The sequence below is a fragment of the Pseudomonas sp. B21-019 genome, from assembly GCF_024749225.1.
Taxonomy (GTDB): domain Bacteria; phylum Pseudomonadota; class Gammaproteobacteria; order Pseudomonadales; family Pseudomonadaceae; genus Aquipseudomonas.
The window spans coordinates 360,458-374,205 of record NZ_CP087193.1 but is presented as its reverse complement, the minus strand read 5'-3'; the positions used below and the strand labels follow the sequence as shown (position 1 = coordinate 374,205).

The following is a 13,748-nucleotide window of genomic DNA, read 5'->3' as shown; positions in this document are numbered from 1 at the left end:
TCTGCCACCGGTCAGGTCAACGAAGTTGCCCTGCGCGTAGTGGCGGCCTCGAACTCGTCGATGTTCAACTCCGATCAACAGGCCTCGCGCACCAGCAGCGTCGCGGCAGCGATCAACCAGCTCGGTGCCGCCGCCCAGGAAATCGCCCAGAACGCCGCCCTCGCCTCGCAACATTCGAGCGACGCGCGCAGCTTGGCCGAAGAGGGTCAGCAGGTAGTGGATAAAACCATCGCCGCGATGCACCAGCTTTCGGCAAAAATCAGCGATTCGTGCGGCAACATCGAAACCCTGAACAGCAACACGGTGAACATCGGACAGATTCTGGAAGTGATCACCAGCATCTCGCAACAGACCAACCTGCTGGCCCTCAACGCGGCCATCGAAGCGGCCCGGGCCGGTGAAGCCGGCCGTGGTTTTGCCGTGGTGGCCGACGAAGTACGCAACCTCGCCCACCGCACTCAGGATTCGGCGCAGCAAGTGCAGAAGATGATCGAGGAGCTGCAAGTTGGCGCCCGGGAAGCGGTCAGCACCATGACCGACAGCCAGCGCCAGAGCGAAAGCAGCGTCGGCATCGCCAACCAGGCCGGCGAACGCCTGGGCAGCGTGACGCAGCGCATCGGCGAGATCGACGGGATGAACCAGTCGGTGGCTACCGCGACCGAAGAACAGACCGCCGTGGTGGAATCGATCAACGTCGACATCACCGAGATCAACACGCTGAACCAGGAAGGTGTGGAGAACTTGCAGTCGACTTTGCGTGCCTGTGCCGATCTTGAACAGCAGGCGGCGCGGTTGAAGCAGTTGGTGGGGAGTTTCCGGATCTAGTGCTTTTGCCCGCGAAGGCGGTATCAGGCGCAATGATTGTCTGAAGCCTTGGGCTCATGCTCTACAAAAGAACGCCGGTCGGCAGAACCTGACGCAGGACTGAATTAAGACTAAACTCAGTCCTATTCAATCTGGCGAGGCTCACTCCATGAAGCTTTCATCTCAAATAAAACCGATCAGTTACCTGAAAAGCCACACTGCGGAAATCGTCAAAACAATCACAGAGAACCGTGAACCCTTGGTGATCACCCAAAATGGTGAAGCGAAGCTCGTGGTCATGGATGTGAAAAGCTTTGAAGAGCAAGAAGACACAATGGCTCTTTTGAAGCTCTTGGCGATGGGTAATCGGGAGATTGAAGAGGGCAAGTTTCGGGATGCTGAAGACGTCTTCGCGGATTTGGACAAGGCCGACCATCAATGAGTTTAAAGGTCGTCATTCTTCAATCCGCCGAAACAGACCTCAAAGAAATTCGTACTTATCTCACCAAACAGTTTTCTGCACAGACATGGCAAAACACCTACGCCAATCTAAAGGCAGCCATCCGCCATTTGGGAAGTCAGCCCTATGCAGGGCCAGTCCCGGAAGAGATCGAGAAGCTCAATCTCAGCCAATATCGACAAATTCTCTCAGGAATGAACCGGATCATTTATGAAGTGCGGGAGCAAACGGTTTACGTCCACATCATTGCCGATACGCGAAAAAACCTGCCGACACTGCTGATGAAACGACTGCTGCAAGGGAATCCGTGAGTCAGAACCGTGACCCCGGCCCACTCAAAAACTCCAGCTCCTCAGCCGTAGACTCACGCCCCAACACCGCATTGCGATGGGGAAACCGCCCAAATCGCGCAATGATCTTCTGATGCCGTTCGGCGTAATCCAGGTTGCTGGCAAACACCGCCCGATCCGCCTCGGGTTGCTGTTCAACCAGATCGAGAAACCGCGAAACCGCTTCGTTCTGCACCGCCAGGTTTTCGCAGTGTTCGAACACCAGATAGATAAAAACCCGCTGGATCGGACGCAGTTGCCGATCGAAATCCGCGGCAATGCCTTGCGCCACCAGTGCCTGGGCCCTGACGTCGCCGGAAAAGGATTTGGGGGTGTCGCGAAAGATCATTCGCGGCAATTGATCGAGTAACAGCACCAGGGCCAGCCAACCTTCGGGGCGTTGCGCCCATTCGGTCAATCCGCCGGCCAGTGCCTGCTCGACCAAGTCCCCGAAACGCATCCGCGCTTCGAGGTCCTGACTGTCACGCTTGCCGAACCATAACTTGCCCTTGTCAGCCGCTATTTCGTTGGGTGATTCGAAAGATCCAAACCACCATTCGAGTAACGGCTGCCAGGGCGCGGTCATGTTTTATTCCTTGTGGTAAGCCGTGACGCGGGCAACTTCTTCTTTCGAACCGAGGAACACCGCGACACGCTGGTGCAGGCCTTCCGGCTGGATGTCGAGGATGCGCTGGTGGCCGTCAGTGGATGCGCCACCCGCTTGCTCCACCAAGAACGACATCGGGTTGGCTTCGTACATCAGGCGCAGTTTGCCCGGCTTCGACGGCTCGCGGCTGTCGCGTGGGTACATGAACAGACCGCCGCGGGTCAGGATGCGGTGCACGTCGGCCACCATCGCGGCGACCCAACGCATGTTGTAGTTCTTCTTCAGCGGGCCTTCATCGCCAGCCAGCAATTCGTCGACGTAACGTTGTACCGGCGCTTCCCAGTGACGCTTGTTGGACGCGTTGATCGCGAATTCCTGCGTGGACTCCGGAATCGTGATGTCTTCATGGGTCAGTACGAAGCTGCCCATTTCACGATCCAGGGTGAAGCCTTTGACGCCATTGCCCAGGGTCAGCACCAGCATGGTCTGTGGACCGTAAATCGCGTAACCGGCGGCAACCTGCTGAGTGCCTGGCTGCAGGAAGGCCTTTTCGTTCAAAGGCTCGTTCTGGGTCAGGTATTCGTTCGGGCAACGCAGCACCGAGAAGATCGTACCGACCGGCGCGTTGATGTCGATGTTCGACGAACCGTCCAGCGGGTCGAACACCAGCAGGTACGCGCCTTTCGGGTATTTGCCCGGGATCTGGTAGGCATTGTCCATTTCTTCGGATGCCATGCCGGCCAGGTGACCGCCCCATTCGTTGGCTTCGAGCAGAATGTCGTTGGACATCACATCAAGCTTCTTCTGCACTTCACCTTGGACGTTTTCAGTGCCCATGCTGCCCAGGACACCACCCAGGGCGCCTTTGGAGACGGCGTGGCTGATTTCCTTACAGGCACGCGCCACCACTTCGATCAGGAAACGCAGATCGGCAGGAGTGTTGTTGCTGCGGGTCTGCTCAATCAAATAGCGACTCAGGGTAACGCGGGACATGGACGGCTCCGGAGGAATGGGGGGCTAAAAACCCGCGCAGTTTAACGCGAGTCGGGGCGCATTTCCTCCTATCAGACGTGATACACCCAATAGAGTTCATGCGCGGGATTGAGCGTAGTTGGAAATGGGCCGGGATTGGGCGCCAGTTTCGATATTTTTGGTGGCAGGAAGGACGCCTTCGCGGCAAGCCTCACCCTTGCAGGAGCGACTTGCCCGCGATCTGGCGCACAGCGCCAGCCATCCTCAGGATTTAGCAGCAGGCTTGCGCAGCAAACTGAACGCCATACCCCCCAAAAACAGCACACTGAGCAGCAACACCGCCCACAGCCCGATCTTTTTCCAGTTCGTGCCCAGCACCGTTGGTGCTGTCGCCGCCGGGGTCACCACTGCTCCACCGTCCACCGTCGCCTTGCCCAACGTCGCCAGCTTTGCCGCGCTGTAATCGGGAATCAGCGTCGACAACGGCAAGCTTGCAGCCTTCACCGTCGCACTTCCCAGCGCCAGCGTATAAGGCCCGGCACCGCGCGCCAGGAACACCAATTGCGTGGAGCGCACGGCATACCGCACGGTGGGTGCTTCGGCGCCCAGGCCGCCGCCGCGCTCATCTACCGTCAGTTTCAATTGCTGCACGGTCTGGCCCGACAACTGCAATTCGTTCTGCACCACGTCCTGGCCATTCTGGGTCAAGCGATAGAGCAAACCGTTGGTCAGCGGTTGCCACGGCAGGCTGGTCTCCCGGCGCCCCGACAACGTTACCGGTGCCAGGCTGTTGGGCTGATTCAGCTCGATCTGCAAACGCTGGACGTTCAACCCCATCGGCAATTGCCAGATGTACTCACCGGCCTTCACGCTGCTGCCGGCCAAGGGTTGCGACCAGACCAACGGCAGCGGCAAGGTGCGAGGGTTGGTGCTTTCCAGCTGCGCCGAGGTCAGCACCGGCGCCGATTGCGGTGAACTCCACAGCAAGCGCAAATAGCGCGCCGATTGCCCCGGCAGGCCGACTTCATGTTGCTCGACCCGTTCGTCGGCAAACGTCAGACGCGCCACCTGCCCTTCACCCCACGACTGCCAATGCTGCAGATCGTTGCTGGCTTCGATGCTGAAACGCTGGAAACCGTCGCGTTCGCTGGTCCAGTCGAGGATCAATTGCTGCAACGGCGCCTTGATGCCGCTGGCATCGAGTAACCAGCCGCGCAGCTCTTCTTCGCCCGCCTCCAACTGGCTGGACGGCTGCACTTCGATCAACGTGCCGTTGGTGTTCGATTGCACCCGTACGCTCGGCGTGCGTTCGCTGGCATCCGCCGAGTTGTACAACGGGAACCACTTTACGTCGGTCAGCGTGCGGTTTTCGTGGGTCTGCGCAGGCTCTCGGGCCAGAGCGTACGCCTGAGGCTCACCGGCGGCGTTGAACACACGCACATCGCTGAGATCGGTTTGCCGCGCGTTCAGTTGCACGCCCAAGGGCAATTCCAGGCGATACCACGGGCCCTCGCCGCTCACAGACAATGGCACCTGCGTGGCGAAATCCGCAGGTTTTTCCTGCGCGCCAGCCGACAGTGTCACACCCAGCACAACAGCAGCCCACCAGCCCAGGTTCAGCTTCTGACTCAAGATGACGCTCCTTCGGTTTCAGGGGCCGGTTTTTCAGCATCCGGCACGGCTTCGGCACGCTTGGGTGGCAACGGGGCGAAATAACCCACCACCAACAGCAACACGCCAACGCCGATAAACGACACGATCCGCGCCAACCCGCCACGGTTACTCAATTCAACGAAGAACAGCTTGGCGACCACCAGCGCGATCAGCCCTGCGCCGATCAGCCAGACTTCACGGCGGTGACGCAGATGCCCGCCGATCATCAGACTCAGGGCCATCAGGGTCCAAACGATGGACAGGCCAGCCTGCACCAGCATCGATTCAAGCAGCAGATCCAGCGCGAACGGCACGCCACCCCAGTGGTGAGCCGCGCGCATCACCAGCGCGGTAAAGAAGGCGAACAGTGCAACACCGGCAATCACCTGCGTGGCGTTATCGGTGTAATCCTTGCGGATCGCCAGTTGCGTGACTGCGTTGCGGGACCAGACATAAACGCCGAACAGGGCGAACAACAGGCCCAGCTCCAGCGGGTTGATCAGTGGCACATATGGCAACGGCTCGGCGGTGCCGTCGCTGGCCATGTTCGCCAGCCAAAACCAGCCGAGCATCAACAACGCCAACGGCGCGGCTGCATAGACCCGGTACTCGCGGGGATAAGCCGACACTGGCCATGGCCACGCACGCGGTGCGGCCATCAGCACCAGATACAGGCTCGGCAGAATCGCCCAACCCAGCCAACGCCAGGCGTTGTACTGCTCCGACAACAGCAGCAAGCCATAACGCAGCTCCAGGGCCAACACGCCGATCAATAGCCAGCAGCCGAGCACATGGGCGGTGCTCAGGGCTTTTTCGGGCAGCATCGACGCCAGACGCTGCAACGAGATGAAATGCACGACGAACACCGCGGCCCAAACCAGCCAGCCGAAGTTGGCGGCCGGGTGATAACGCGAATGCCAGGCCGCGAGCAACACCAGACCGGCGGCGGGAATCAGCAAGGTGCAGAGCAAGCCCAGCGACGCCCACTTCAGGCGCGGCGCCAGCACCGCCCACAGCGCCACACTCACCGCCGCGACCGCCAGCAACAACGTCGCTTGCAGGTTCACAGGCGCAAAGCGCAGTACTTCGCTGATCCACGCCAGTGCCCACCAACCCGCGCCCCATACCAGCAACACCTCGGACAAGCGCTGCAGGCTCAACACATCGAAAGCCGAAGCATGGTTGCCTAGCTGCAAACGCCAGGCCCCGACAAATGCCGCCAGCCCCAGCACCAGCGGTGTCCAGAACCCGCTATGCGCCAACGGTCGCAACCCTTCGCTGAGCAGCGGCCCGAGCAGGTCTGGCCCGGCGAACAGGAACGCTACGCCGCCGATCACCTGCAACAGCAGACCAAAGACAAAACTCACCCGCTGCTTCAAGTACAGGCTCAGCCAGATGATGAACAAACCACTGGCCGCCCACACCGCACTCGCGGTTTGCCACGGCAACACGAACAGCACCGCCAGGTTGATCAGCACCAGACCGGCCAATAACACCACCGACAAGCCACGCAGCAAACGTACGTCACTGCGCACCATTTCGTCCCGGGCCGCCAACAACATGCCGGCGATCAGTGCCAGCCCGATCAAAGATGCGCTGAGCAAACCGCTCCAGCCGGCGCTGAATACCGCAGCCGAGTCTCCGCTCGCCCCTCGCAGCCGCACCAGGAACAACGCACCGCCAAGCAGTTGCACAGCAAACGCGCTGAACAGGAACGCCCGCGATTGCAGGCGCAGGCCGACGAACAGCGTCGCCAACCCGGCCAGCGCCCAACTGATCGCCGTGCCGTGAGTGAAGAAAAACAGCGGCGCCAGCAGATAGAGGAACGTCAGGCCCAGGCAGGCCAGCACCGGCAACCCCTGGCGCTCCCACGGCAACGCCTGTTCAGGCAACGCTTTGCGTAATTGGTAGAAGCTGAACAGCAGCGCCACGCCGAGCATCAACGCCCCCAGCGGCGCACCGTCGAGCAGGCTGCTCTCGCCGCTGCGCAATTCGCTGATAAAGGCCAACGCCGAGCCCAATTGCAACAGCAAGGCAAAGGCCCGCGCCAGCGGCCGTCGTTGACGCAGGCCGAGCCAGAAAATCCCCGCGCCTTCCACCGCCCAGGCTGCGGCAGTCCAACGCGCATCAAGCCCCAGAGGGATCGCCAGGCTGGCGAAGATCACCCCCAGCGCCAGACAGGTTTCGGCCAACAACAGTGCTCGACCACCCATCAGCAACCGGGCCAGGCTCATGTAAATAATGCCCAGGGCCAAGGCGCTGAAGGCCGCGGCAAATTCAAAGTGCTCCACCAGTGCGAACTGCAGACCGAAGCCCACCAACGGTGGCGCGAACAACATGGTGCCGTCGACGTAATCCCCCTTGCGCGCCGACCAGCGCAGCAGTGCTTCACGGCTGTCGTCCTCGGGCGCGTCGCTCATCTCCAGCAACTTGCGCCGGGTGAACAATAAACCGATGGCCAGGTACATCAGGAAGAACAGAATCAGGAACGGCTCGGTACTCCACAGCAGCTCCGGTCTATAGGAGCGCAGACCCCAGGCAAAGCCGATGCCGAAGGTGCCGACAAACCCGATCAGGTTGAGCAGCCGCCAGGCCTTGAACCACGCGATGGCGAGGATGCCAGCGTTGAGCAGGGCGAAATAGCTGAACAACGCGACGTGATTGCCGGCGCCGGTGGAGGTCAGGATCGGCGCGGCGAAACCGCCCAACGCGGCAGCGGCGGCCAGGCCCAACGCATTTTGGGTAATGGCGAGAATCGCCGAGAACACCGTCACCACAACCAACAGGCCCAATGCTGCCTTGGGATCAAGCAACGGATGCAGACGCATCGCGGCAAATACCGTCAGGTACAACACCGCGATCCCGGTGCCTTGCAGCATCAGCGCGTAGTTGCTGTTGCGCAGTCTCAGCCACCAGCCCAGGGCGAGCAGACCCAAGGCCGCCGCCGCGACGCCGGCATAACGCAACTCGATCGGCACCACCATGCCTTCGGTGGCATAGCGCAACAGGAAGGCCAGGCCGAGGAACAACAGCACCACACCGACCCGCAACACGGTATTGCCGCCGAACAGCCAGTTGCGTGCGCCGCTGATGGCGCGTTCGATGAAGTTCGGGCCGCGCGGCTCGGCCGGTTGCTGCGGTTCGCGGGCGACCGGCTCGGGCTGCCAGACATTGGCGGGCAACGGACGACTGGTTTCGGCAGCGGCCACGGTGATGGGTTCGAATTCGGGGGGTAGCTCCCAGACCAGCTCCGTAGGTGCGAGAGGGGCTTGCTCAAGAATGATTTCAGGCGACTCAGCGGGTTCGCTGACAACCGGTTCGCCTGGTTCAGGTGCCTTGGCACCCGACACCTCCAGCAACGCCAGTCGCTGCTCGACCGCATTCAGCGCAACCTGAGCCTGATCGAGTAAACGTCGCTGCTCGGCCGTTTGAGTGCTCAAGCGGCCGATACGCATGGCCTGGCCGAGACCCAGCCCGAGCAAAGCGCCCAACAGCGCCTCACTGAACAACTCGTCAAGAATCCAGCCCAGCAGCAGCCCAATCAGCATTAACATCCATTGCATGGTCGATATCCCTAAGCGGCCCATTGCCTTGTGGCGTTTGCACTGACCGCGCAGCGGTCACTGAAACATCCGGTAAAACTGGCGCTTAGTATATCGGGCCGGCCCAACAACAGTTGGGCCTTGCGCACATTTGTCGCTAAAAGTTACTCCAAAGCCTTCCAGATATCCGTGGCGTACTCGCGAATGGTCCGGTCGGACGAGAACCAGCCCATCCGCGCGGTGTTCAATACCGCCGAACGCCACCACTCTTTCGAGTCGTGCCAGTGAGCTTCGACCCGCATCTGCGCGTTCCAGTAAGAGTCGAAATCGGCGCAGACCAGGAAGCGGTCGTAGTCCACCAGCGAATCGATCAGTGAGGTATAACGGGACGGATCGTCCGGTGAGAACACCCCGCTGCGAATCGCTTGCAGCACGTCGTTGAGCCGATGGGAGGCGGCGATGTCCGGCGCGGCGTTGAATTCATGGTTACGCTTGCGCGCTTCCACTTGCTGGGCGCTGAGACCAAAAATAAACATGTGCTCGGCACCGATGCGCTCGCACATTTCCACGTTGGCCCCATCCAGCGTGCCGATGGTCAGCGCGCCGTTGAGGCCGAATTTCATGTTGCTGGTGCCCGAGGCTTCGAAGCCGGCGGTGGAAATCTGCTCCGACAAGTCCGCCGCCGGAATGATGCTTTCGGCCAGGCTGACGTTGTAGTTGGGCAGGAACACCACTTTGAGCAAGCCGCGCACCGTCGGGTCGTTGTTGACCACCCGCGCGATGTCGTTGGTCAGCTTGATGATCAGCTTGGCCTGGTGATAACTGGCCGCCGCCTTGCCGGCGAAGATTTTCACCCGCGGCACCCAATCGATTTCCGGCTCGGCACGAATCGCCTGATACAGCGCAACGGTATGCATCAGGTTAAGCAACTGACGCTTGTATTCGTGGATCCGCTTGACCTGCACATCGAACATTGCCGCCGGATTGACCGCGATCCCCAGCCGCTCATGAATCAGATACGCCAGGGCTTTCTTGCTGTGCAGCCGCTGTTCGGCGAACTGCTTGCGAAACGCAGTCTTCTCGGCAAATGGCTCCAGCGCGAGCAAGTGCTCCTCGGGGTTGTCCAGCAGGCTCGGGCCGAGGGCGTCAACCAGCATGGAGGTGAGTTCGGGGTTGGCCTGATAGAGCCAGCGGCGGAAGGTAATGCCATTGGTCTTGTTGTTGATCCGGTCCGGGTAAAGCTTGTGCAGTTCGGAGAACACCGTGCTGCGCATCAGCTGCGTATGCAGGCCGGACACGCCATTGACGCTGTGGGAACCCAGGAATGCCAGGTTACCCATGCGCACGCGGCGACCGTTGTCTTCCTCGATCAGCGAAATCGCACGCAGCACGTCGAAATCGTGAACGCCTTTGGCTCGCAACGAGTCGATGTGCTGGGCGTTGATCAAGTAAATGATCTGCATGTGCCGGGGCAGCATCCGCTCCATCAGACTGACCGGCCAGGTTTCCAGCGCTTCCGGCAACAGCGTGTGGTTGGTGTACGACAGCGTGTCGACCGTGATCTGCCACGCCGCATCCCACGCCACGTCATAGACGTCGACCAACTGACGCATCAGTTCGGCCACGGCGATCGAGGGGTGAGTGTCGTTGAGTTGAATGGCCGCGTGATCGCCCAGGGTCAGCACCGAGGTGTGCATGTTGCGATGGCGACGCAACAAGTCCTGCAAGGACGCGGAGACGAAGAAATATTCCTGGCGCAGGCGCAACTCCTGGCCGGCCTCGTTGCTGTCCGCCGGGTAAAGCACGCGGGAGATACTTTCTGCCCAGGCCACTTCCGCGACCGCGCCCAAGTGGTCGCCCGCGTTGAAGCGCTCCAGATGCAATTCTTCCATGGCCCGGGCGCGCCACAGCCGCAGGGTGTTGACGCTTGCACCACGCCAACCAACCACCGGGGTGTCGTAGGCGATGGCCCGCACGGTTTCCGACGGGGACCAGACTTGCCTCGACTTGCCGGCTTCATCGGTCACGGTTTCGACACTGCCGCCGAAACCGATCGGGTAGGCCACCTCTGGTCGTTCGAACTCCCACGGGTTGCCGAAGTCCAGCCAGTGTTCGGTCTGCTCCTGCTGCCAGCCGTCGACGATGGCCTGGCGGAACAAACCGTGTTCATAACGAATGCCATAACCATGGCCGGCGATGCCGAGGGTCGACATGCTTTCCATGAAGCATGCCGCCAGACGCCCGAGGCCACCGTTGCCCAGTGCCGCATCGGGTTCCAGCAGACGGATGCGTTCGATGTCGACGCCCAGTTCGGTCATGGCCTCGCGGGCCACATCGAGCAAGCCGAGGTTGCTCAGGCTGTCGTAGAGCAAGCGACCGATAAGAAATTCAAGGGAAAGGTAATAAACGCGTTTCTGGCCTTTGCGGTAGATCTGCCGGGTGTGGTCCATCCAGTGCTCGACCATGTGATCACGCGCCGCCAGGGCAATGGCTTCGAACCAGTCATGGTCGAAGGCGTGATCCGGGTCTTTGCCCACCGCGTAAGTGAGCTTGGTCAAGACGGCGTCGCGGAATGCGGCCACCTCTGCTTCGCGAACAAGTGGTTCTTGAGTCATCGATAAGACCTCGAGCGAGCGTGAAGTTGTCTGAGCCTAGTCGGTCTGACAGACCGTAGAGACTCTGGTTCGGCAGTTTTTCCTGTTAGTACGAGATAGATCGACATTAGGTTATCGCGTGCCTGAAACGATGCAGGGGTCGTGCCGGACACAGGACTATTTTGCGACAAGCAAAAAAAATCTGGCGAAAGGTTGTTCAAAAATCCACCAGTCCCGGTATGATCGCGCGCCCTGATGCACACGCTGGTAACAACCGATGATGAAGCCCAACCTGATCGCCGCCGCGGAAATCGATCGCCTCGATACCTGGGCCAAGTACTCTGCCCCAATGTGCGGCTCGTGCATGTCCAGCTGCTGCACGCTGCCGGTCGAGGTCAAGATCAAGGATCTGATCCGTATCGGCATCGTCGACGAATTCGAACTGGGCGATCCACCCAAGAACATCGCCAAGCGCTTGCAGAAGGAAGGGATTGTCGAGCGCTACAACCAGAAGTCCGAGATCTTCACCCTCCAGCGCATGAGCAACAACGATTGCCTGTACCTGGATCGTAAAAGCCGTTTGTGCACTATTTATGATAAGCGCCCGGACACCTGCCGCAACCACCCGAAGATCGGACCGCGGCCAGGGTATTGCGCGTACAAGCCTAAAGAAGTGGTGCGCGAGAACAGCAGCTCCAGCCGCACCCTCGAAAAGTTTTAAAGCCGCCTCGATCCCCGTAGCAGCTGTCGAGCCCCAGCGAGGCTGCGTTCGGCAGCGCAGCAGTCGCAGGCCTGAAAACACGATTTATATGATGCACCGCAGCGTTTGATTTCACGACTGCTGCGCAGTCGAACGCAGCCTCGCAAGCTCGGCAGCTGCTACAGCCAGACAAACAAAAACGCCCCCGGCCTTTCGACCGGGGGCGTTTTCATTCAGCCTGAGTTAACTCAGTTCTTGGCTTTCTTGGCAGCGCGGGTACGCTCGCCTTCGTCCAGGATCTTCTTACGCAGGCGGATCGACTTAGGAGTCACTTCGCACAATTCATCGTCCTGGATGAATTCCAGGGCCTGTTCCAGGGTGAAGCGAACAGGCGGAACCAGGGCGATGGTTTCGTCTTTACCCGAAGCACGCATGTTGTCGAGCTTCTTGCCTTTGGTTGGGTTGACGCCCATGTCGTTGTCACGGCTGTTCAGACCAACGATCTGACCGTTGTAGATCTCTTGACCGTGTTCAACGAACAGCTTGCCACGCGCCTGCAGGGTTTCCAGGGAGTAGGTCAGTGCCTTGCCGGTTTCTACCGATACCAGAACACCGTTCTGACGGCCGGACATGTCGCCGGACTTCATGGTGTCGTAGCGATCGAAGATCGAGGTCAGGATGCCAGCACCGTTGGTCAGGGTCAGGAACTGGTTACGGAAACCGATCAGACCGCGAGCAGGGATGTTGTATTCCAGACGAACACGGCCTTTGCCATCCGGCACCATGTTGGTCAGGTCGCCTTTACGCAGGCCCATCTCTTCCATGACCTTGCCCTGAGATTCTTCAGGGGTGTCGATGGTTACGTTTTCGAACGGTTCCTGCTTCACGCCGTCAACTTGACGGATGATCACTTCCGGACGACCAACGCCCATTTCGAAGCCTTCGCGACGCATGGTTTCGATCAGTACCGAGAGGTGCAGCTCACCACGGCCGGAAACCTTGAACTTGTCAGCCGAGTCGCCTTCTTCAACGCGCAGTGCAACGTTGTACAGCAACTCTTTGTCCAGACGTTCCTTGATGTTACGGGAAGTCACGAACTTGCCTTCTTTACCGCAGAAAGGCGAGTCGTTTACCTGGAAGGTCATGGAAACGGTTGGCTCGTCAACGGTCAGAGGCTTCATCGCCTCGACGTTGTCCGGCTGGCACAGGGTGTCGGAGATGAACAACGAGTCCATACCGCTCACGCACACGATGTCACCGGCAAACGCTTCTTCAACGTCGATACGGTGCAGGCCGTGGTGACCCATCAGCTTCAGGATACGACCGTTACGCTTCTTGCCGTCGGCGCCAATGGCCACGACTGGAGTGTTCGGCTTGACGCTACCACGAGCGATACGGCCAACACCGATAACACCCAGGAAGCTGTTGTAGTCCAGTGCCGAGATTTGCATCTGGAACGGGCCTTCACGGTCAACTTTAGGAGCCGGTACGTTGTCGACGATCGACTGGTACAACGGGGTCATGTCTTCAGCCATGTCGGTGTGGTCCAGACCGGCGATGCCGTTCAGGGCCGAGGCGTAGACGACTTTGAAGTCCAGCTGTTCTTCGGTAGCACCCAGGTTGTCGAACAGGTCGAAGATCTGGTCCAGAACCCAGTCCGGACGCGCGCCTGGACGGTCAACCTTGTTGATGCACACGATTGGACGCAGGCCGGCTTCGAACGCCTTCTTGGTCACGAAACGGGTTTGCGGCATAGGGCCGTCTTGAGCGTCAACCAGCAGCAGAACGGAGTCGACCATCGACATTACGCGTTCAACTTCACCGCCGAAGTCGGCGTGGCCCGGGGTGTCCACGATGTTGATGTGGTAGCCGTTCCAGTTGATGGCGGTGTTTTTCGCCAGAATGGTAATACCGCGCTCTTTCTCCTGGTCGTTGGAGTCCATCACGCGCTCGTCGTTGAGCTCGTTGCGCTCCAGGGTGCCGGATTGACGCAAGAGTTTGTCTACCAGGGTGGTTTTACCATGGTCAACGTGGGCAATGATGGCGATGTTGCGTAGATTTTCGATCACTTGTGTATCTCGATCAGA

10 protein-coding genes are annotated in these 13,748 nt (G+C 59.9%); 4 read left to right on the top strand and 6 right to left on the bottom strand.

All coding sequences use genetic code 11. The annotated features are described in order from the left end of the window. Positions 1-60 precede the first annotated feature (60 nt). The 3 genes from LOY36_RS29010 to LOY36_RS01670 all read left to right on the top strand — a co-directional run bounded on the left by LOY36_RS29010 (position 61) and on the right by LOY36_RS01670 (position 1,575). Positions 61-825, top strand: a complete 765-nt coding sequence (locus LOY36_RS29010; protein ID WP_370695245.1) for a methyl-accepting chemotaxis protein — start codon at positions 61-63, stop codon at positions 823-825. A gap of 148 nt (positions 826-973) precedes the next feature. Continuing rightward, complete coding sequence (locus LOY36_RS01675; protein WP_019581817.1) at positions 974-1,246, top strand: type II toxin-antitoxin system Phd/YefM family antitoxin; 273 nt, start codon at positions 974-976, stop codon at positions 1,244-1,246. Beyond that, positions 1,243-1,575 carry a type II toxin-antitoxin system RelE/ParE family toxin gene (locus LOY36_RS01670; RefSeq protein ID WP_096481387.1) on the top strand — a complete coding sequence of 111 codons (333 nt, stop codon included), beginning with the start codon at positions 1,243-1,245 and terminating at the stop codon, positions 1,573-1,575. The genes LOY36_RS01675 and LOY36_RS01670 overlap by 4 nt, the downstream gene beginning before the upstream one ends. 1 nt (position 1,576) lies before the next feature. On the opposite strand, the gene LOY36_RS01665 is transcribed toward LOY36_RS01670, so the two are convergent. From LOY36_RS01665 to LOY36_RS01645, 5 genes are all read right to left on the bottom strand, one after another. Further along, positions 1,577-2,179, bottom strand: a complete 603-nt coding sequence (locus LOY36_RS01665; protein WP_018929191.1) for a DUF924 family protein — start codon at positions 2,177-2,179, stop codon at positions 1,577-1,579. Between the two features lie 3 nt (positions 2,180-2,182). Then, a complete protein-coding gene (locus tag LOY36_RS01660) occupies positions 2,183-3,193 on the bottom strand; it encodes a class 1 fructose-bisphosphatase (protein ID WP_007933966.1) in 1,011 nt (336 codons plus the stop codon). Between the two features lie 243 nt (positions 3,194-3,436). Continuing rightward, positions 3,437-4,804, bottom strand: a complete 1,368-nt coding sequence (locus LOY36_RS01655; RefSeq protein WP_258672046.1) for a DUF3999 domain-containing protein — start codon at positions 4,802-4,804, stop codon at positions 3,437-3,439. Next, positions 4,801-8,388 (bottom strand): DUF2339 domain-containing protein, encoded by a 3,588-nt coding sequence (locus tag LOY36_RS01650; protein ID WP_258672045.1) that lies wholly within the window; start codon positions 8,386-8,388, stop codon positions 4,801-4,803. Before LOY36_RS01650 ends, LOY36_RS01655 begins: the two co-directional genes overlap by 4 nt. A gap of 143 nt (positions 8,389-8,531) precedes the next feature. Further along, positions 8,532-10,982 carry a glycogen/starch/alpha-glucan phosphorylase gene (locus tag LOY36_RS01645; protein ID WP_019650815.1) on the bottom strand — a complete coding sequence of 817 codons (2,451 nt, stop codon included), beginning with the start codon at positions 10,980-10,982 and terminating at the stop codon, positions 8,532-8,534. Between the two features lie 259 nt (positions 10,983-11,241). On the opposite strand from LOY36_RS01645, the gene LOY36_RS01640 reads away from it, so the two are divergent. Further along, positions 11,242-11,682 (top strand): YkgJ family cysteine cluster protein, encoded by a 441-nt coding sequence (locus tag LOY36_RS01640; protein WP_258674128.1) that lies wholly within the window; start codon positions 11,242-11,244, stop codon positions 11,680-11,682. A gap of 227 nt (positions 11,683-11,909) precedes the next feature. Here LOY36_RS01640 and typA read toward each other — a convergent pair whose 3' ends face one another. After that, the gene (typA, locus tag LOY36_RS01635; protein WP_008028025.1) at positions 11,910-13,730 is read right to left on the bottom strand and encodes a translational GTPase TypA; all 1,821 of its coding nucleotides are present in this window, start codon (positions 13,728-13,730) and stop codon (positions 11,910-11,912) included. Between the last annotated feature and the right edge of the window lie 18 nt (positions 13,731-13,748).